Genomic DNA, 16,892 nt, shown 5'->3' on the forward strand with positions numbered 1-16,892 from the left:
AGGGGCCCGGGTGACCGGGCCCCTTTTTCGTGACTGAAATCTGGTGCAGCGAAATGGGAGCGAAGGCCGGTTCGGTATCATTGGCAACCCGGCCCGGGCACGCCTGCGCACGGTTTCGGCACGCTCTCAGCATATTTTCGCGCGTTTCAGTCCGCGCGATCGGCGTTACACCGCGAGCGAAATCCGGCCTCGCTCGTGGAGCGCGCTGCAGCACCCCCCGATCCAGGCGCTCGGTGGCCTACGGGCACGGCCCCCCGGACGGCCGCCGCCGGTACCGGACGCCGTCGTGCAGCAGCACGCCGCTGGGCAGGAGGCTGAGCTCCGCCTCGTAGGGGACCGGCCGGCCCCCGTTGCCGTAGCACCGGGAGGCCGTCACCCGGCCGCCTGAGATCCTCGCCCCGTGGCACTCCATCAGATCGATGCCGACCTCGCCGGGGGCGGGCCCGACGACGATGGCGGGGACGTCGGCCCCCTCGGGGCAGTAGAGGCCCGGGGCGGGCTGGTAGGGGTCCGCCCCGGCCGGGCCAGCGAGCAGGGCGAGGATGGCGAGCGCACGCATGTCAGATCTCCAGGACTAGGGACGGGTCGAAGGCGGGGTTCTCGCCCCGGCGGCCGCGCGGGTTCGCGAGGATGCGGGTCCCACCGATCCGGTAGTCGGCGGACCGGTGGATGTGCCCGTGGATCCAGAGATCCGGGGCGTGCTCCCCTTCGAGGACGCGGCTGCAGTCCGAGGCGTACGCGGCATCGATCGCCTGCAACGGACCCTGCCTGCCCAGCGACGCGGGATGCGGCGCATGGTGCGTGACGACGACGGTCGGGCCCGCGTGCGGCTCGGCTAGGGCGCGCTCGATCCGGCCGAGCTGGGCAACGTGCGCGGCCGCGGCCATCGGTGGCCGGAAAGCGTTCGTCTCGCCCGACGGGAGCCGCGTCCGGATCTGCCGATGATCCCGCATTCCGCCGACGCGGTCCCCGCACGTTGACTGCGCCAACACGCGGAACGGTTCGCCGAGGAGCTCATAGTCCGTCCAGAGCGTGGCCCCGACGAACCGCACGCCCTCGATGTCGAGGGTCTCCCCGACGGCGAGGATGTGAATGCCGGCGGCGGCCGCGGCCTCGCGCCCGCGTTCGAGTTCGCTCTGCCACCTCGACGCGTAGAAGTCGTGGTTCCCGGGGACGTAGATGACGCGCCGCACGAAGGGCACGACGCACGCCGCGAGCCAGGGGATGGACCTCCGCGTCAGGCCGTCGGCGACGTCGCCGGCGATGATCGCCACGTCGCACGGCGGGACGGCCGGGCCCTCCCAGCAGTCGGCGTCGTCGTGCACGTCACTGAAAATCCAGGCTCTCAGCATCCCACCCTCCCACGCACCACGCCGACCCGTCGGCCTCGAACCACACCTGCGCCGCCCGGGTGACCAGGAGGCCGTTCGTCCTAAATCCGGGACACCAGAGCCCGTACCGAAGCCGCTGCGCCGAGGGCGGCCGGTCCCCCTCGGCCACCGTGCCGGTCGCCCACGCGTGGACGTCCCGGGCCCCCGTCCGGAGGCACCGCAGCCTGCCCGCCTCCGACGCCCGGAGGACGACGTCGGCAAGCACGATCGCCGGCACGTGGCCGACGACCCGGCCGCCGACGCGCACGGACCAGAGCCGGCGCGTCAGGTTGCGGTAGACGTCACTTCTTCCCGGCGGCATGGGCGTCGCAGCAGGCCTTCGACCAGCCTCCGTGCCGGATCCGACCAGGCGCTCCGCACGTCTCGCAGATGAAGGCCGACAGGTGCTCTACGCAGTCAACTATAGTGTTGACTTCATTGCGCATCGCCTTCCTAGTCTTGCCTTCGATGGAGTAATACCATCGCGCTTGCGCAAACTTTTCCTTGGTCTGCGTCGTGCGGAATCCCGTCGCGCCGGCCTCGGAGATCAGGCTCGCGCCCGCTTCCCATAGCCACCGCCACCCGCCACCCGAGTACGGCCCGCCGTCCTCGAACGTCCTCGGGTGGCGCGCCCGCAGGGTGGCGTCCCAGTCGTCCGGGACGACGGCGCGGCCGGTCTGCCAGCGCAGGGCGAGGGTGCGCGCCAGGACGCGGAGGACGTCCTGCGCGGGGGGCGGCGCCACTGTCCTGCCGTTGTCCTGCCGGGGGAGCACGCTGCCGCCCGTCCACGTCACGAGGGGACCGTGCGGGGACGGGCTGACGCCGGTGGGTACAACGTCGACGTGCCCGGGATGCCGGCACACGGCGTCGTCGGCTATGACGCGGAATTCGTCGATGAGCATGGGGGTCTCCTGTCAGGATGCGGGGTGGGCAGAGGGGGGCCGCGCGCGGATTTCACGCCCTGTCTCCGCGCGTGCCCGGCAGGGCGTCGACGAGGCGGACGACGCCCTGGACGAGGCGGTCGACGTCGCAGGGCCCGAGGCGGCCGAGGGCCTGCGCCCGCCGCGCCAGGTGGAGTACAGACAGGCCTGAGAACTCGGCCTCCAAGCGGAGGTCGCTCGTCTCCCGGCGGGCGCGCAGGGAGAGGATCGCCTCGTCGAGGGAGGCGGCCGGGGCGGCATTCGGGCGTGCGTCGGACATGGAGGGTCTCCTTCAGTGATGAGGTGTCAGTGGCGACGGGCGAGGGTCTCGCGGCCGTCGAGAAGCGTCGTCACGGCGCGGCGGAGCGGGCGCAGGCTGCCCCCCTTCCACACGCGCGCCAGCAGATGCAGCTCGTCGCCGTCGAGGTCGGGGAGCCAGCCGGCGTCGAGGCCACGCTCGTCGCGGAGCTCGGCGACGAGGTTGGCCGCCGCGACGGGCAGGTCCTCGGCCTTGGGAAGGCCGACGTGCACGACGCGGAAGCGGTCCAGGAGGGGGCCGGGGACGGCTCCCGTCCCGTTGGCCGTCGCCAGGAACTGGGTGCCGCTCAGATCGGCGTTCGTTTCCAGATAGACCTCGTGGAAGGCGCGGCTCCCTACCGGCTCCAGCAGGGCGATCAGGGAGTCCGTGAGGCGCCCGTTCTCCGACCTCGTACCCGCCTTCTCGATCTCGTCGATGATGATTACGGGGTTGGCGACGCGGAGCCGCTGGATCGTCTGCAACGGGACGCTTGCGCGCCCCGTGCTCCACTGGCGCGAGGTTCCTCCGAACGCGGCGTCGGCGACGCCGGCGGCGTTGTAGAGGACGCACGGGATCCCGGCCGCCTCGCAGAACACCTGCAGGTAGCTCGTCTTCCCACTGCCCGGCGGCGACACCGCGAGAGTGTTCCGCAGCCGGGCTACACCCCCGTTGGCGAGGTCCCGCAGCAGCAGCGCGGTGAGGTCCGTGAACCACGGGAACCGCGCGTCGAGCAGCTTGCCGACGGCCACGACATCGACGCCATGGACGAGCGGCAGGGCCTCCCCGGCGAGCGTGTTGAACTCCGCGCGCGGCGTGGACCCCCGCGACGTCCGCGATGAGCCCGTGGTCTCGGAACCGGGTAGGTGGTCCAAGGCCCCCTTGGCTAGGACGACGAGCGTCGGGGTGGCGCGCGCCGCCCGGTCCCTCCAGCCTCCGTCGCCGAGGGGCCAGTCCAGCTGCGCCAGCGCGGCGAGGCCGTCCGCCTGCGCGTCGACCCAGTCCTTGGCGGTGCCGCCGGCGCCACCGCGGGCGAGGTCCTCCTCGATGCCGATCTGCCGGTGCGCCGCCGCGATGATCGCGAGCGTCTCGGCGAATCGGGCCACGTGGTTGTCGTACGGCGCCAGGCTGCTGGCCAGGTCCTCGGAAACGTACCCCGCCTCGTCCAGCTCCTCCGTGGCATCGCCGCAGTATCGAAGGGCGTTCCGCAGGGCGAGCCAAGCGGCGGCGTGATGCCCGTTGGAGGCCGACGCCAGCGCCAGGCGCAAGCAGATCGAGCTGCAGCACGCCGCCGCCTTGGCGGACCCCAGCGCCGCCTGTGCGAAAAGCAGGTCATCCGCCAGCAGCGCCGCGGCGTTCCGGCCCGCGTCCGACGTGGTCTCCGCGTTGGCGTGCCCGCGCAGCGCCGCCTCCACCTTCTGCAGGGAGGCGATGCTGACGTCCCGCCGGGTCTGCCCGAGCTGCCGGACTAGCGCGGCCGGGAGCCGGGGCTCCTCGCCGAGGAACCGGGCGAGAGCCAGGCCGGCGTCGACGCGGGCGTCGTACCGCACGTGCTCGCCGCCGAACGCCTTCGCACGCGGCCCGATGGGAGCCTCGGGCTGGCGGGGCCCCGTCAGGGCGGTGGAGTCGAGGAGCGTGGCACGGGCGGCCTGGACGGCAGCGGCGCGCGCCCGAGAGGCGTCGTCGGTCATGGGGATCTCGCTGGAACGGGAGTGCACGCGGGGCGCGCCGAGCAGGGCTCAGGCGGTCAGGCAGGGCATCCGTTTCGAGCGAGGGCAGATCATCGACGTCATCTCCGGTGTGACGCCGTTATGCGCCAAGCCGGCTCAGGGTGCAAGTTATGTGCAGCCGTTGCGGACCGAGTCGCGTTCCTAGGGTTAACCAAGCCCTAGCGCCGCCTTCAGCGCCGGGCTGCTATCGGCCTCCTCGTCCTGCGCGATGAGGTCGTCGAGGCTGGGCCGGCCCTGGTTGTACGTCGACAGCCGCAGGTCCAGCCCAAGCACATGGAGGCATCGCATCACGCGGTGCATCGATGGCTCCATGCTGTCACCGCGCTCGAAGCGGGACACCCACTCGACGCTGACGCCGGCCTTGGCCGCAAGGGCCCGCTGCGAGAGCCGGCGGTGGCGCCGCGCAAGGGCGAGGGACTCGCCAAGGTCGAAGATGCTCATGCCCTGAGCGTACCTGATCGGCATGCAAGGAACCCCCTGCGACTCAGCCGGCTGCGCGAATTTTCGGACGCCGTCCAGTGGAAATCTTCGATCCGTGGCAGACTCCCATTTGCACGGATTCGATGGGGGAAATGGGATGGCGCAGGTCAAGGAGCTGGGTGGCGAGGCGCCCAAGCGCCACGTCGCGATTGAGGACGACATCGCCGCGGTGCGGGCCGCCCTGCGCGAGGCCGAGGCCTGCACGGACCCCGACGACATCGACGGGATGACGCTCGTCCGGGCGCTCCGGGACAGCCTCGACGGCCTGCTCGCCGAGCAGCGCCGGGCGGCCGAGGCCAAGGCACGGAGGCCGGCATGACCAAGTCTGAGCGCGGCATCCGCCGACAGCTCCGGCGTTCAGGCCTGCCGGCACACGCCATCCCGCGGGCAGCCAGGCGCTTGGCGGCTCAAGCCGACTGCGACGCCTCGGCCGGTACGCTGGAGGCGCTGATCTCCCGCCGGACATGGCGGGAGGGAGATCCTGCGGCTGCGCATGCGGCCAGGTAGGGGGCGGCCATGGGGGCGGAATTCGCCCTCGGGATGCTCGACGCCGGCCGTTGGATCAGCGCCGGGCTGGGCCGTCTCCAGGCTCACGTGAACGGACGGAAGTCCTGAGCCATGCGCATCTACACCGAGACGCCCTTCCGCCTGGCGCCACCCCGGATGGCCGTGGTCCACCCTGAGATAGGGACCGCCTCCTCGCTGCTGGAGGCCCAGCGTGGGGCGTACGATCGCGACGTCGCTCTCATGCGGCACGGCATGCCACGGGAGCTCCTCCCGAACTTCTGGCGCCAGGTCCTGGAGAACCTGGCGACGAAGGAGGCCCGCACCGAGGCGATGCGCCCCTCGATCGGCAAGCCCCTGTCCCGACGCGCCCGGCGTCGCAACCGGGGACGCGTCCGGGTCGCGAAGAACGCCCTGATGCGGAGGTTCACCCCGTCGATGGAGTGGTCCTGGAATAAGAGGGACGCGGCATGACCGAGACAACGACCACCGAGGCAAAGATCGCCGCCGCTCGGGACGCCGTCGACAAGGCGGCCGCCCTGCTGCTCAACCAGGCTGAGGGCCTCGCCATGCTGGCGATGATGGCCCGTCACGCCGAGCGCCCGATGCCCCAGGCGATCGTCCTCAGGATTGTGGGAACGCGATGATCCGGAACTGGCCGGCCGAGCAGGCCTTCTGGTGGAGCGCCGTCGCCGCCGCCACGTTCGCCGGCCACCACGAGGCATTCCGACAGGCTCGCGACGATATGTGGCCGACCCGGCGGGAGGTCGTCCTGCGCGAGGCGGTCGAGGAACTGGTGGGACCGAACGGAGGACCCCCGCCCCCACTCTCGGCGATACCGGAGAAGGTTGGCGGTGTCCGCTTCGCGAGGCGCGTGCACGCGCAGGCCTGGCGGTCGCACCTCGCGGCCAACGCATCGCGGCTGACGCTGGTGAAGGTCACCCCGTGAGGCAGTCCACGATCGACGAGCTCGCCCGGGGGGCAACCCGGACGGTCGAGTGCATCATCGCCGCGGATCCCGGGGACGGCCCGGCCGAGCGGGAGTCCCGGATCCGGGACGCGCTCGCCCGGTGGATCGGGCACACCGTGGAGCGGGAGGCCCGCAACGACCGGCGCCGCGTGGGACGCAGGCAGGCCTAAGGACGGGAACCCTGGACGGGGCGTCGCCAGCCCGCGAGAGTGCCTCAACCTCGGGGGGCAGATGGCGAGACAGGACAAGCGCGCGCGGCTGAAATCGATCGTTACGGACGGGACGATGGCGATCCCGGAGGTCGAGGGAGAGTGGCACCACGACCCCTATCGAACCCTCTGGGTCGAGGTCTCGAACCTCAAGATGGGACAGGCCGTCTCCACGGACTACGGGACCATCAGCCGAACACCTCAGATCTCCGGGATGGCCACGATCCGGAGGGACACCGTCCGGCTCGCGGGATGGGGCGACACCTGCCGGGTCTTGCCCGTGACGATCCGGCCCGCCATCCCCCAGGAGGACGGCAACGGCTACACCCCGTTCACCAGCGTGCTCGGCTTCATCGCCGGTGACTGGGAGTTCAAGAGCGAGGATGCCTGGTTCCTGGAGTGCTGGATCCCCGAGATGGACATGGCCGCGATGCTCGCGGCCTACCGCGCTGGCGAGATGCCGTCGTTCCACCTCGGCGTGAAGCTCGATCTCTGGATCATGAAGGGCGATGAGCACACGCCGCCCGGCTACGGGGTCACCTGGTATCTGGCTCCCCACGCGGACCACGCGAGCGAGAGCCCAGAGGTGGCCCGCGGCACGGTCCGCCATCTCAGCTGGAGCGATGCGCCGCAGCCGAAGGTCGACGAGGATGATGGGGTGCCGGAACAGGGGCCGCCGCCTCAGGCTCCCGCGGATCCCGCCCCCAACCTGGATGCCGCCAACCTCACCGCAGCGATCGACCGCCTGCGCTCCACCGTTCTGCAGGTCGGCCTCGGCATCGGGGTCGCACTGGTGGTCAGCTGGTTCGTCTGACTGAGGGCCGAAACGTCGCGTCCAGGGATCGACTCCCGCACCAATTTGTTCTTCATTCGTTCTCATATGCGAATCAATGGAGGTCCTCGTGGACGAGATGGAGCGGGCCTACATGGAGGCCGCCGACGGCGACGCGAGGGACGCCCTGAGGCGGGCGCCTGGTGACGCCCTGATCGAGATGGCCGAGCTCTCGGGGCAGGTCTCCCGCGGCTTCGTGCGGGCCCAGCGGCCGGCGGACCTGGCGAGGAAGCTGGGTCCGGAGCGCCGGGCCCGGGAGGCCGCCCGCTCCGCCGGCTGACGGGCGGTTAACGGCTCGCCCGCATCATGCGGACATGCCCGACGCCAAACCCGAACCCATCATCGAGACCTTCACCCGGGTCGACGCTCCCCCCGGCGAGATCGTGTTCACGCCCCTGCCGGTTGGCGAGCTCGCCGGGCACGCGCTGTTCCTGGCGTCCCAGCTGTCGAACGTGAACCGGAAGCGCGTGGCCAAGGAGGCCTGCGCGGCCTGGGTCGCAACGTCGGATTGGTTCAGGCGGCAGACGCCGGACGCCCTCGTGGTGTGGTTCAAGCCCGGCCCCCCCGGGTACGACGGCGTGTACCTGACGCCCGAGAAGGGGGCCAAGAAGCTCAAGCCCGCCCCAGCCGTCATCCTGCTGCGCGACGGGGCCTACCGTCTCCTCGACAAGCGGGAGATCGCGGCCGCGGTCGGGCCGCTGCTGGAAGCCCAACCCGAGATCCTCGCGCCGCCGGATCCGGAGGACCTTGAGGATCTCGGCAGGCTCGCCCCCTGACGCAGGATTTAGCCGCCCGCGGGAATCCGGGTGGCCGGCGCCGAAATCCCTCGATCGGCTGAAAACCGTCCATGTGCGACAGCGCACACGAGGTCGGAAATTCCTGGCTTGGGACTGTCCATGGCGCGTGAGAGCGTCGGCCTGCGACCGAATGGCCGGCCCCGTTTCAATCGGGACCGCCGATCGCCTTCCACCCTGCCGGGCCCATCCCGAGCGGAGTTTTAGCCCGTTTCGGGACCAATTACGGGACCACACCCCCAGGAACGCAAAAGGCCACCCGAAGGTGGCCTCTGCTAACGCGCTGTAATCGCGTCCAAATCTGTCCGAGTGAATTGGAGCGGGCGAAGGGATTCGAACCCTCGACCCCAACCTTGGCAAGGTTGTGCTCTACCCCTGAGCTACACCCGCTCACTATGCCGAGCCGCTGGAGGAGAAGATCCGCCGGCGGCCCCGGACGGCGTCTCTAAACAACATTCCGACGGGCGTGGCAAGGGCTGTTTTGCGGTTCTTTTGCCGGCGGGCAACTTTCCCGCGTCCTCACCACGTTGCCGCCGGAGGGCGCCCATGGATGATTTCATCGAGGCGCTGTCGGGTGGCTCGCGTCGTGGCTTCAGGCAGAGCGTCGAGAGCAAAAAACTCGCGCTGCGCGATTTCCCGGTCGGGCGCCTTCGATCCGCGGAGGGCGAAGGCGGGAGCAACGTAGACGGCGATGTGGTCGCGGCCCGCGGCAGCGGTGCTGCGGTAAAAGCCGTGCAGGCGTAGCGTATCCGCTGCCTCCACCACGATCTCGGCCTCCTCACGGAATTCGCGAACCATGGCCTCGACGGCGTTCTCGCCAATTTCGACGCCCCCGCCGGGCAGGTGCCATCCCCCCACATAGGTGTGGCGTACCAAGCAGACGCGTCCCCGCGGGTCGAGGGCGATGCCACGCACGCCAAGGGTCATTCCACGGGTGACGAGGGCGCCAAGCTGGAACAGCCGCTGGACGAGCGGCCGGTCGAGGAGGTTTCCCATCATACGACGTTGAGGCGAATGGCACCGAAGCCCTCGATGGCCGCCTCCATCACCTGTCCGCGCTCGACTGCGCCGACGCCCGAAGGGGTGCCGGTGAAGATGAGATCGCCGGGATGGAGCTCGAAATAGGTGGACAGGAGCGCGATCTGGTCGGCGACGGACCAGATCATTTCCGACAGGTCGCCGGTTTGGCGAGGAATGTCGTCTACGGAGAGGGCAATGGCACCGCGCATCGGATGTGCGCGACCTTCGACTTGGTGGAGTGGTCCGATGGGAGCCGAGGCGTCCGCCGATTTGGCAAGATCCCACGGGCGGGCAAGGCGCTTGGCTTCGTCCTGAACGTCGCGCCGGGTCATGTCGAGACCAACGGCATAGCCGTAGACGTAATCGAGCGCCTCGGCCGCGGGGATGTCCCGCCCGCCGCGTCTGAGAGCCGCGACGAGTTCCACCTCGAAATGGTAATTGGCGGTGCGCGGCGGATAAGGATGGTCCACCGGCTCCACCCCCGGGACGATCTGAAGCGCGTCCGCCGGTTTCATGAAGAAGAACGGCGGCTCGCGGTCGGGATCCTTCCCCATTTCGCGGGCATGAGCGGCGTAGTTGCGTCCGACGCAATAGACGCGGCGCACGGGGAAAAAGTCCTCACTGCCCACGATGGGCAGGGTGATGCGGGGAGGGTTCGGGATCACGGACAGCATCGGTTGTGCGCCCCCTGTCGGTTTGCTCGGATCGGTTGCGGGGCGGATTCGCGCCCTGCAAAGATGGTTCACGATCCTTATCATAGGAGGAGAGCCCGCCGCCGCCATCGTGACGGTCCGGCCTCGCCTGCTTCGCGTTACCTTTTCGATCTCCTGCCTCGAGCTTCCCGTGACCGCATCCGCCGATCTCCTCCCTCGTCTCGTCGGGCGCTTGGGAGAAAAGCATGTCCTGACGGCGCCCGCGGACATCGCGCCTTACCTCGTGGAATGGCGCGGCCTCTTCCACGGTAGCGCGCTCGCCGTCGTCCGCCCGGCCGATACGGGCGAGGTCGCCTTCGTGGTTACAGCCTGTGCCGAGGCCGGAATCGCCATCGTCGCCCAGGGCGGCAATACCGGATTAGTCGGGGGCGGAGTACCTCACGGCGGGATCGTCCTGTCCCTGAACCGCCTTTCGCGTATCCGCTCTATCGATCCTCTGAGCGCCAGCATCACCGTCGAGGCCGGCGCCCGGCTCGCCGAGGTTCAGGCAGCGGCCGACGAGCAAGGGATGCTGTTTCCCCTGTCGCTGCCCTCTGAAGGATCATGCACGGTCGGCGGTAATCTCGCCACCAATGCCGGCGGAACCGGCGTTCTCGCCTATGGCAACATGCGTGATCTCGTCCTTGGCCTCGAAGTGGTGTTGGCCAACGGCCGGGTCTGGAACGGGCTGAGCGCACTGCGCAAGGACAATGCGGGCTACGACCTGAAGCACCTGTTCGTTGGATCAGAAGGAACACTGGGAGTTATCACGGCTGCGGTGCTGAAACTCTATCCCAGGCCTTCGTCACGGGCAGTCGGCTTTGCCGGCCTGTCATCCCCGCAGAACGCTCTGGCCTTGTTCGATGGGCTGAAACGGGCGTCTGGACAGGACCTGACGGCATTCGAGTACATTCCGCGCTTCGGCCTCGACATCGTATTGAAACACAGGCCTGCATGTCAGCGCCCCCTCCCCGGCGATCACGTGGCCTACGTGCTCGTCGAGATGTCCACGACGCGCACCGGGGCAGAGGCCCTGGACGGTCTCGAGGCGGCGCTTGCCGCTGCCATCGAGGATGGCCTCGTAGAGGATGCTGTCATCGGATCGAGCGAAATGCAGAACGCGAGCTTGTGGGCGCTTCGCGAAAACCTGTCCGACGTTCAGTCGCTCGAAGGCGGCTCGATCAAGCACGACGTCTCGGTGCCGCTCTCGTGCCTCGCCGATTTCCTAGATACGGCGATCGCGGCATGCGAAGCCGAGATGCCGGGCCTGCGTGTCTGCGCGTTCGGGCATTTCGGCGACGGCAACATCCACTTCAACCTCAGCCAGCCACCCGCTATGGAAAAGGCCGCCTTTCTGAAGCAATGGGAGCGCTTCAACAGGATCGTTCACGACATCGTGCATCGCATGGGCGGGTCCATTGCCGCCGAGCACGGCATCGGCCTGATCAAGCGAGATGAACTCGGCCGTTACGGCGATCCGGTCGCTCTGGACCTGATGCGTCGGCTCAAGCTCGCACTCGATCCAAAGGATCTCCTGAACCCCGGGAAGGTCGTCGCGTTGTCGGCAGACCCTCCGCAGACGCTTCCGCCCAATTGAGGGTGGTAGGGGATGTGACTTCGCCTTAGGGGCGCTCCGCTCACTCTCCGCGTTGTTCACGCGCCCCATTGTGCGACGCACAAAAAGGGACCACAATCCGCTTCGCGACGCGCCATAAATCGGCTTCGAATCCCGGTCTAAAGCGTGATTGCAATGAGATTGCTTCATGGGTGCGCTGCAGCGTCTTATGGTGGCGTTAACGGTCCTGACCTCTTCATGAGAGGCGGATTGCGCTCTCGATGACGGACTGCACAGCTAAATGACGACCATGCGCCGGCTGTGCCCATGGATTTCAGGGACCGAAGGAGACCAGACGATGCCGACCTCGCAGGCGAGAGTTCCTACCGCCGAGGCAAGCCGCTACCTGAAGCAGCTCTGCCGCCATTGGAGCCATAAATTCCCCGTGGAAGCCACGGAAGCGGCCGGTACGGTGCCGTTCGGCGAGGATCGGGTCTGCACGTTCCAGGCAGAGGCCGATGCTTTGCTGATGCGCGTCGCGACTCCCGATCCGGCCGGTCTGACCCGCCTCGAAAACGTGGTGGCCGACCATCTGATGCGTTTCGCCTTCCGCGAAAATCTCGGTGAAATCACTTGGTCGCGTGCGGCCTGACCGCTTCGCTGCGAGCCTCGCGCTTGAATCGCCGTCACGAATGCCGATCTTGCTGAGCGCCGTCCCCGCAGCTTATGCGGGGTGGAGTTAAGGAGACAGGGTGATGACGACGAGCACTCGGGCTGACACGACCGGCCTCTCCTTCGACGAGCGGATCGGCCGCCTCGCCGAGGTGGCGGTCCGCATTGGGCTCGGGCTCAAGCATGGCCAGGAATTGGTGATGACGGCGCCGCTCGAAGCCGCGCCCCTCGCCCGCGCAATCACCGCTGAGGCCTACAAGGCCGGCGCGTCCCTGGTGACCACCTTCTATTCCGACGATGCAGCGACCCTGGCGCGCTTCGCCTACGCGCCCGAGGACGCGTTCGATACTGCGGCCGGCTGGCTCTACAGCGGCATGGCGGAGGCGTTCCGCAACGGAGCCGCTAGGCTCGCGATCGCCGGTGACGATCCATCGTTGCTGGCCGGGCAGAATGCACAGAAGGTCGCCCGCGCCAATCGCTCGCGCTCGAAGGCCTATGTGCCGGCCCTCGAACTCATCGCGAACTTTGCCACCAACTGGACGATCGTCTCGGCGGCGACTCGCCCTTGGGCGCGGACCGTGTTCTCGGATTGCCCCGAAGACGAAGCCCTGGCCCGCCTATGGGACGCGATCTTCACAGCGTCGCGTGTCGATGGATCCGATCCGGTGGGCCAGTGGACGGCGCATAACGATGCTCTCCACGCCCGCACCAAAATCCTCAACGAGCATCGCTTCGCGGCTCTGCGGTTTCAGGGGCCGGATACCGACCTCACCGTCGGCCTCGCCGACGATCATGAATGGTGCGGTGGTGCCTCCGTCTCGCGCAGCGGCATCTTGTGCAACGCCAACATTCCCACCGAGGAGGTGTTCACCACGCCACACAAGTCGAGGGTGGACGGCTACGTGGCCAGCACCAAGCCCCTGTCCTACCAGGGTACGCTGATCGATGGCATCCGTGTCCGGTTCGAGGAAGGGCGAATCGTCGAGGCGACGGCCCGCACGGGCGGCGACGTTCTCGCGCGCGTGCTCGACACAGATGAGGGCTCACGCCGCCTCGGCGAGGTTGCCCTCGTGCCGGCCTCCTCCGCCATCTCGGCTTCCGGGCTCCTGTTCTACAACACCCTCTACGACGAGAATGCTGCGAGCCACATTGCCCTGGGACAGGCCTATAGCAAATGCTTCCGCAATGGAGGTGAAGGCTTCAGCGAGGATGACCTTGCGGCACGTGGCGCAAACCGCAGCCTGATCCATATCGACTGGATGATCGGCTCAGCCGAGATCGATGTCGATGGCCTCACCGCCGAGGGCCGCGCTGTGCCGGTGATGCGGGCCGGAGAATGGGTCGGTTGAGGCAGCGAAGGACGTCAGCGGCCGTGCGTGCTTAGAAGCCCGGCCCCTTCGTTGCGCCAAGAATTCGGGCGGGATGGGCCAGCGTCCCGCTTTGCAGAACGACGACATAGCCGTCGGCATTGCCCGAACGAGCGAGGTTGCGCGGGAGATCGAAATGCGCGGCCTGGCCCATCCAGGCTCCGACCCTGTGCATCCCGCGCACCACGTTGACGTAATCCACCACCTGCCCCTTGTTCTCGCCATGCGCGACCGCTGTCCTGTGTCTGCGCAGGATGGGTAGCAGCCAGACCTCGCCGGTGCCGCGTCCGGGGCCGATATCGATGGCGATACGGTCCCCCTGGTCCGTTGCCTTCACCGATACGGTGAGGCCGCTCGCCTGCCGTGCCGTGCGAAGGCTGTGGTCGAGGAATGCCCGGTCCGACCTGACCGGGGAGGGCTCGCCGTTGACGATGGCCTGGGGTGTGAACAGCTGGCGCTCGCCATGGCTAAGAGCATACGCGCGCTGTCGCTCGGTAAAGGCTGGGGTCGCGAACTCGTCCTTCCACCCGAGATAGTCCCAGTAGGTCACCGGCAGGGTCAGGGCGATGACGTCAGGCTGCTGAGCGTAGTCCCCCATCATCCGCGAGGCCTGCTGGCAGGCGCTGCAGCCTTGGCTGGTGAAGAGTTCGATCACCGCGCGGGGCGGCTCGGCGCGTGCCGGGGCCGCCATGTGCGAGAGGCAAGGTGTTAGCGCGAGAAGGCTCAGCGCGGAACGGCGCAGGCATGCAACGGATCGGCCCATATGCCTATGTGACAGCGCCTTCGCTCGGAACGGAAGTCACGTTGCCTTGATGGGCCGTGGACGGATCCGACTGTTTCGGTGGGACAACCTTGGGCTTTGGCAACATGTTTGGACGCCAGCGCCTGTGCATCCACAACCATTGGCCGGGATTGTCCCGGACCCATTCCTCCACCACGCGGGTCATCGCCTGCATCGCACCCTGCACGTCGATCTCGCCCTTGGCATCGCGGGGCAGGTCGAGGGGTGGGGTGAGTTCGAGATGGAAGCGGGCGTTGTCCTTGCGCACCACGCGGACTCCGTGGACGGGGCATTCGTAATGCTTGGCGAGCTTGGCGAGCAGTGGGTTTACCAGAACGGGCCGTCCAAAGAACTCGACCACCACGCCGCGGGTGAAATGCTGATCGATGAGCTGGCCGAGATGGCCGCCGCGCTCCACGACGCCCTGCATCGAGAACACAGCGCCCTGCCCCGCCGCCGCTAGCCCGCCCATAGTCTCGCGGCGCACCTCGGCAACGAGGCGGGCCGATGCGATATCGTTGGGCGGCCGAAAAATCGCCGTAGCCTCCAGCCCGTAGCGAGCGGCGCAGATCGCCGGCAATTCCCAGTTGGCGAGGTGGGCGGCGAAGATCAGTCCCGGCTTGCCGTCATCGCGCAAGGCTTCGAAATGTTCCGCCCCGGCAACGGACATGCGCTGGCTGGCCGGATCGGCGGGGTCGACATCGAACAGCGTGGCGAGATGGGCGTATTCCGCCCCCGTCCGGCCGAGATTGTCCCAGGCCTCGTGAGCCAGCCCCCTGATCGCGGCTTCATCCTTCTCGGGGTAGGCGGCGCGGAGGTTCGCCAACGCGATGCGGTTCGCCGGCAGGAACGGCCCCACCCTCCGCGCAATTGCCCCGCCGATCCGGCTCGCTCGCTCGGTCCCCAGCATCTGCGCCAGCCAAAACAGGCAGCGGACCAACGGGATCATAGCGATCCCCGCCATCCGGGGTAGATGGCGGTTCAGGACGAGGGCAAGACGCAGCACGAGACTATCCGGAAATGGCTATCTTGCTCGTGTAGAACATTTTTTGGAGAAGGGGCAGCCTAAGGTGAATGCGAGCCATGCTTGCGCCAACGATAGGTCAATCGATCGCCACAAGGATTTTCCCGAACACCTTGCGCGATTCCAAGCGTTCCAGCCCCTGTGAAAAGTTCGCGAGAGGCAGCACCGTATCCACCACCGGCGTAATCCCGTCGGCCATCTTCGACAGGGACTGGCGGATGTTGGCCATGGAGCAGCCGAACGAGCCGGTAATGCGGTATTGCTGCTGGAATAGCTGCATGAGGTTCATGGTGGTGGAGACGCCGGAGGTGGAGCCGCAGGTGACAAGGCGGCCGCCTCGCTTGAGGCACAGGAGCGAGCCGTTCCAAGTGTCGGGACCGACATGCTCGAACACCACATCGACGCCCTTTCGCTTGGTCAGGCGGCGGACCTCGCCCTCGAAGCGCTCGTCCCGGTAGTTGATCACGTGATCGGCGCCGAGGGCCTTCGCCATCTCGCCCTTGGTGTCGTCGCCCACCGTGGTGAACACGGTGCAGCCAATGGCCTTGGCCATCTTGATCGCGGCGGTGCCGATGCCCGAGCCGCCAGCATGGACGAGGATGCTCTCGCCGGGTTCCAGCCTGGCATTGTCGAACAGCATGTGCTGAACGGTGCCGAAAGCGATCGGCGCACAGGCTGCGTCGGTGAAGCCCACCCCATTGGGCACCTTAATCACGAGACGTGCCGGCATGGTGACGCGCTCGCGCGCGAACCCGTCGATATGGAAACCCATGACGCCGGAGACGTCCTCACACAGGTTGTCGCGCCCTTCCCGGCAGGCCTTGCAACGGCCGCAGGTCTGCGCGCCATACATCACCACGCGGTCGCCCTCGCGCAGATCCGTCACGCCCTCGCCGACGCTGACGATCTCGCCCGAGGCTTCGGCTCCCACCGTGAGCGGCATCTTGCGTTTGGCGAAGGCCATGCCGCGAAAGCCCCAGACATCGATGAAGTTCAAGCCCACCGCGCGCACGCGGATCTGAACCTCGCCCGCTCCGGGAGCGGCAGGCGGATCGACCTCGCCGAGGCGCAGGTCGCGGTCACCGAAGAGTTGGAGGGCTTGCATCGTTCTCGTCTCTCGTCGGGCGTTTCGGACCCCGAACCTCCTTCGCACCACCGCGTCCTGAGGTGCCCGCGACAGAGGGCCTCTAAGGAGGGCTTTCAGGGCCCGCATGCGATCTGGAGCCCTCCTTCGAGGCCTCCGCAATGCTCCGGCACCTCGGGAATGAGGGATCGGAATGGATAAGAGTGCCTCACACAACTCCCGATCACAGTCGGTTCTTGCGCTGATCGTGACAGTGCGGCGGGAGTTTTGTGGGAGACACTAGCCGCCTTATCGACTGAAAGCCGTCCCGGCTCAATCCGGCGCAAGGTAGCGCCGCCGCGCCCAGCCGAGGATCGGGCCGGCCTTGACCCGGCACCATGCGAGGCCGCTCGGCGTCTCGTTTGTGCAGCCGAAGCCTCGCAGGCGTGCCCCTTCAGGTGCTTGGCCGAGCACGGGCGCCGTGGCGTCCGGAGTCTCTCGGATGCTCAAGGCGTCACCGCGCGGCAGGCCATCGACGCGGAAGGCGCCGGTCTCGGCAACCGCCGGAGCCGTTGTCAGAGCCAGCGCCAGGATGAGACGGAAGCGCAATGGAT

The 16,892-nt window shown here is 68.0% G+C and carries 22 protein-coding genes and 1 tRNA gene; 10 read left to right on the top strand and 13 right to left on the bottom strand.

The window, feature by feature from the left end:
• Nucleotides 1-238 precede the first annotated feature (238 nt).
• The 6 genes from MKK51_RS16305 to MKK51_RS16330 form a co-directional block, all read right to left on the bottom strand.
• Entirely contained in the window at nt 239-559 is a 321-nt protein-coding gene (locus tag MKK51_RS16305; RefSeq protein ID WP_147840854.1) for a hypothetical protein, read from the bottom strand.
• Nucleotide 560: 1 nt separating this feature from the next.
• The gene (locus tag MKK51_RS16310; RefSeq protein ID WP_147840855.1) at nt 561-1,352 is read right to left on the bottom strand and encodes a metallophosphoesterase; all 792 of its coding nucleotides are present in this window, start codon (nt 1,350-1,352) and stop codon (nt 561-563) included.
• 320 nt (nt 1,353-1,672) lie between these two features.
• Nucleotides 1,673-2,272 carry a hypothetical protein gene (locus MKK51_RS16315; RefSeq protein ID WP_147840857.1) on the bottom strand — a complete coding sequence of 200 codons (600 nt, stop codon included), beginning with the start codon at nt 2,270-2,272 and terminating at the stop codon, nt 1,673-1,675.
• A 52-nt stretch (nt 2,273-2,324) separates the two neighbouring features.
• Nucleotides 2,325-2,570 (bottom strand): hypothetical protein, encoded by a 246-nt coding sequence (locus tag MKK51_RS16320; protein WP_147840858.1) that lies wholly within the window; start codon nt 2,568-2,570, stop codon nt 2,325-2,327.
• Between the two features lie 26 nt (nt 2,571-2,596).
• On the bottom strand, nt 2,597-4,276 hold the full coding sequence (locus tag MKK51_RS16325) for an AAA family ATPase (RefSeq protein ID WP_147840859.1): 1,680 nt from the start codon (nt 4,274-4,276) through the stop codon (nt 2,597-2,599).
• 186 nt (nt 4,277-4,462) lie between these two features.
• A complete protein-coding gene (locus tag MKK51_RS16330; RefSeq protein WP_187275333.1) occupies nt 4,463-4,756 on the bottom strand; it encodes a helix-turn-helix domain-containing protein in 294 nt (97 codons plus the stop codon).
• 136 nt (nt 4,757-4,892) lie between these two features.
• Here MKK51_RS16330 and MKK51_RS16335 point away from each other — a divergent pair, with 136 nt between their 5' ends.
• The 7 genes from MKK51_RS16335 to MKK51_RS16365 all read left to right on the top strand — a co-directional run bounded on the left by MKK51_RS16335 (nt 4,893) and on the right by MKK51_RS16365 (nt 8,086).
• Complete coding sequence (locus tag MKK51_RS16335) at nt 4,893-5,114, top strand: hypothetical protein (protein WP_056251323.1); 222 nt, start codon at nt 4,893-4,895, stop codon at nt 5,112-5,114.
• A gap of 299 nt (nt 5,115-5,413) precedes the next feature.
• Nucleotides 5,414-5,773: a hypothetical protein gene (locus MKK51_RS16340; protein WP_147840861.1), complete on the top strand. Its 360-nt coding sequence runs from the start codon at nt 5,414-5,416 to the stop codon at nt 5,771-5,773.
• Nucleotides 5,770-5,946, top strand: coding sequence for a hypothetical protein (locus MKK51_RS16345; RefSeq protein WP_187275334.1), 177 nt, complete (start codon nt 5,770-5,772; stop codon nt 5,944-5,946). Before MKK51_RS16340 ends, MKK51_RS16345 begins: the two co-directional genes overlap by 4 nt.
• Complete coding sequence (locus MKK51_RS16350) at nt 5,943-6,248, top strand: hypothetical protein (protein WP_147840862.1); 306 nt, start codon at nt 5,943-5,945, stop codon at nt 6,246-6,248. The genes MKK51_RS16345 and MKK51_RS16350 overlap by 4 nt, the downstream gene beginning before the upstream one ends.
• A 252-nt stretch (nt 6,249-6,500) precedes the next feature.
• A complete protein-coding gene (locus MKK51_RS16355) occupies nt 6,501-7,292 on the top strand; it encodes a hypothetical protein (protein WP_147840864.1) in 792 nt (263 codons plus the stop codon).
• A 97-nt stretch (nt 7,293-7,389) separates the two neighbouring features.
• Complete coding sequence (locus MKK51_RS16360; RefSeq protein WP_243925038.1) at nt 7,390-7,590, top strand: hypothetical protein; 201 nt, start codon at nt 7,390-7,392, stop codon at nt 7,588-7,590.
• Between the two features lie 34 nt (nt 7,591-7,624).
• Entirely contained in the window at nt 7,625-8,086 is a 462-nt protein-coding gene (locus MKK51_RS16365; protein WP_147840866.1) for a hypothetical protein, read from the top strand.
• A 333-nt stretch (nt 8,087-8,419) separates the two neighbouring features.
• On the opposite strand, the gene MKK51_RS16370 is transcribed toward MKK51_RS16365, so the two are convergent.
• From MKK51_RS16370 to MKK51_RS16380, 3 genes are all read right to left on the bottom strand, one after another.
• Nucleotides 8,420-8,494, bottom strand: a tRNA-Gly gene (locus MKK51_RS16370).
• Nucleotides 8,495-8,623: 129 nt separating this feature from the next.
• Nucleotides 8,624-9,103: an NUDIX domain-containing protein gene (locus MKK51_RS16375; RefSeq protein ID WP_243978903.1), complete on the bottom strand. Its 480-nt coding sequence runs from the start codon at nt 9,101-9,103 to the stop codon at nt 8,624-8,626.
• Nucleotides 9,100-9,798 carry a fumarylacetoacetate hydrolase family protein gene (locus MKK51_RS16380; protein ID WP_243978905.1) on the bottom strand — a complete coding sequence of 233 codons (699 nt, stop codon included), beginning with the start codon at nt 9,796-9,798 and terminating at the stop codon, nt 9,100-9,102. The genes MKK51_RS16375 and MKK51_RS16380 overlap by 4 nt, the downstream gene beginning before the upstream one ends.
• A gap of 169 nt (nt 9,799-9,967) precedes the next feature.
• Here MKK51_RS16380 and MKK51_RS16385 point away from each other — a divergent pair, with 169 nt between their 5' ends.
• The 3 genes from MKK51_RS16385 to MKK51_RS16395 all read left to right on the top strand — a co-directional run bounded on the left by MKK51_RS16385 (nt 9,968) and on the right by MKK51_RS16395 (nt 13,392).
• The gene (locus MKK51_RS16385) at nt 9,968-11,413 is read left to right on the top strand and encodes an FAD-binding oxidoreductase (protein ID WP_243978907.1); all 1,446 of its coding nucleotides are present in this window, start codon (nt 9,968-9,970) and stop codon (nt 11,411-11,413) included.
• 316 nt (nt 11,414-11,729) lie between these two features.
• Nucleotides 11,730-12,023, top strand: a complete 294-nt coding sequence (locus MKK51_RS16390; protein ID WP_227435966.1) for a DUF2218 domain-containing protein — start codon at nt 11,730-11,732, stop codon at nt 12,021-12,023.
• A 103-nt stretch (nt 12,024-12,126) separates the two neighbouring features.
• On the top strand, nt 12,127-13,392 hold the full coding sequence (locus MKK51_RS16395; RefSeq protein ID WP_243978909.1) for an aminopeptidase: 1,266 nt from the start codon (nt 12,127-12,129) through the stop codon (nt 13,390-13,392).
• 31 nt (nt 13,393-13,423) lie between these two features.
• Here the strand turns inward: MKK51_RS16395 and MKK51_RS16400 are convergent, their stop codons facing one another.
• The 4 genes from MKK51_RS16400 to MKK51_RS16415 all read right to left on the bottom strand — a co-directional run bounded on the left by MKK51_RS16400 (nt 13,424) and on the right by MKK51_RS16415 (nt 16,887).
• Nucleotides 13,424-14,173 carry a DUF1223 domain-containing protein gene (locus tag MKK51_RS16400; RefSeq protein WP_409565696.1) on the bottom strand — a complete coding sequence of 250 codons (750 nt, stop codon included), beginning with the start codon at nt 14,171-14,173 and terminating at the stop codon, nt 13,424-13,426.
• 4 nt (nt 14,174-14,177) lie between these two features.
• Entirely contained in the window at nt 14,178-15,197 is a 1,020-nt protein-coding gene (locus MKK51_RS16405) for a lipid A biosynthesis lauroyl acyltransferase (protein ID WP_243978912.1), read from the bottom strand.
• A gap of 97 nt (nt 15,198-15,294) precedes the next feature.
• Nucleotides 15,295-16,320, bottom strand: a complete 1,026-nt coding sequence (locus tag MKK51_RS16410; RefSeq protein WP_243978913.1) for a zinc-binding dehydrogenase — start codon at nt 16,318-16,320, stop codon at nt 15,295-15,297.
• A gap of 291 nt (nt 16,321-16,611) precedes the next feature.
• Nucleotides 16,612-16,887 carry an SH3 domain-containing protein gene (locus MKK51_RS16415; RefSeq protein ID WP_243978914.1) on the bottom strand — a complete coding sequence of 92 codons (276 nt, stop codon included), beginning with the start codon at nt 16,885-16,887 and terminating at the stop codon, nt 16,612-16,614.
• Nucleotides 16,888-16,892 lie beyond the last annotated feature (5 nt).

The organism is Methylobacterium sp. E-045 (genome assembly GCF_022829685.1).
Taxonomy (GTDB): Bacteria; Pseudomonadota; Alphaproteobacteria; order Rhizobiales; family Beijerinckiaceae; genus Methylobacterium.

Bases quoted from the DNA above. Each gene is read 5' to 3' on its own strand.
- MKK51_RS16410 (WP_243978913.1), bottom strand. From the start codon at position 16,320: ATGCAAGCCCTCCAACTCTTCGGTGACCGCGACCTGCGCCTCGGCGAG.
- MKK51_RS16380 (WP_243978905.1), bottom strand. From the start codon at position 9,798: ATGCTGTCCGTGATCCCGAACCCTCCCCGCATCACCCTGCCCATCGTG.
- MKK51_RS16395 (WP_243978909.1), top strand. From the start codon at position 12,127: ATGACGACGAGCACTCGGGCTGACACGACCGGCCTCTCCTTCGACGAG.
- MKK51_RS16305 (WP_147840854.1), bottom strand. From the start codon at position 559: ATGCGTGCGCTCGCCATCCTCGCCCTGCTCGCTGGCCCGGCCGGGGCG.
- MKK51_RS16330 (WP_187275333.1), bottom strand. From the start codon at position 4,756: ATGAGCATCTTCGACCTTGGCGAGTCCCTCGCCCTTGCGCGGCGCCAC.
- MKK51_RS16400 (WP_409565696.1), bottom strand. From the start codon at position 14,173: ATGGGCCGATCCGTTGCATGCCTGCGCCGTTCCGCGCTGAGCCTTCTC.
- MKK51_RS16360 (WP_243925038.1), top strand. From the start codon at position 7,390: ATGGAGCGGGCCTACATGGAGGCCGCCGACGGCGACGCGAGGGACGCC.
- MKK51_RS16315 (WP_147840857.1), bottom strand. From the start codon at position 2,272: ATGCTCATCGACGAATTCCGCGTCATAGCCGACGACGCCGTGTGCCGG.
- MKK51_RS16365 (WP_147840866.1), top strand. From the start codon at position 7,625: ATGCCCGACGCCAAACCCGAACCCATCATCGAGACCTTCACCCGGGTC.
- MKK51_RS16335 (WP_056251323.1), top strand. From the start codon at position 4,893: ATGGCGCAGGTCAAGGAGCTGGGTGGCGAGGCGCCCAAGCGCCACGTC.
- MKK51_RS16340 (WP_147840861.1), top strand. From the start codon at position 5,414: ATGCGCATCTACACCGAGACGCCCTTCCGCCTGGCGCCACCCCGGATG.
- MKK51_RS16355 (WP_147840864.1), top strand. From the start codon at position 6,501: ATGGCGAGACAGGACAAGCGCGCGCGGCTGAAATCGATCGTTACGGAC.
- MKK51_RS16350 (WP_147840862.1), top strand. From the start codon at position 5,943: ATGATCCGGAACTGGCCGGCCGAGCAGGCCTTCTGGTGGAGCGCCGTC.
- MKK51_RS16310 (WP_147840855.1), bottom strand. From the start codon at position 1,352: ATGCTGAGAGCCTGGATTTTCAGTGACGTGCACGACGACGCCGACTGC.
- MKK51_RS16345 (WP_187275334.1), top strand. From the start codon at position 5,770: ATGACCGAGACAACGACCACCGAGGCAAAGATCGCCGCCGCTCGGGAC.
- MKK51_RS16325 (WP_147840859.1), bottom strand. From the start codon at position 4,276: ATGACCGACGACGCCTCTCGGGCGCGCGCCGCTGCCGTCCAGGCCGCC.
- MKK51_RS16390 (WP_227435966.1), top strand. From the start codon at position 11,730: ATGCCGACCTCGCAGGCGAGAGTTCCTACCGCCGAGGCAAGCCGCTAC.
- MKK51_RS16375 (WP_243978903.1), bottom strand. From the start codon at position 9,103: ATGATGGGAAACCTCCTCGACCGGCCGCTCGTCCAGCGGCTGTTCCAG.
- MKK51_RS16320 (WP_147840858.1), bottom strand. From the start codon at position 2,570: ATGTCCGACGCACGCCCGAATGCCGCCCCGGCCGCCTCCCTCGACGAG.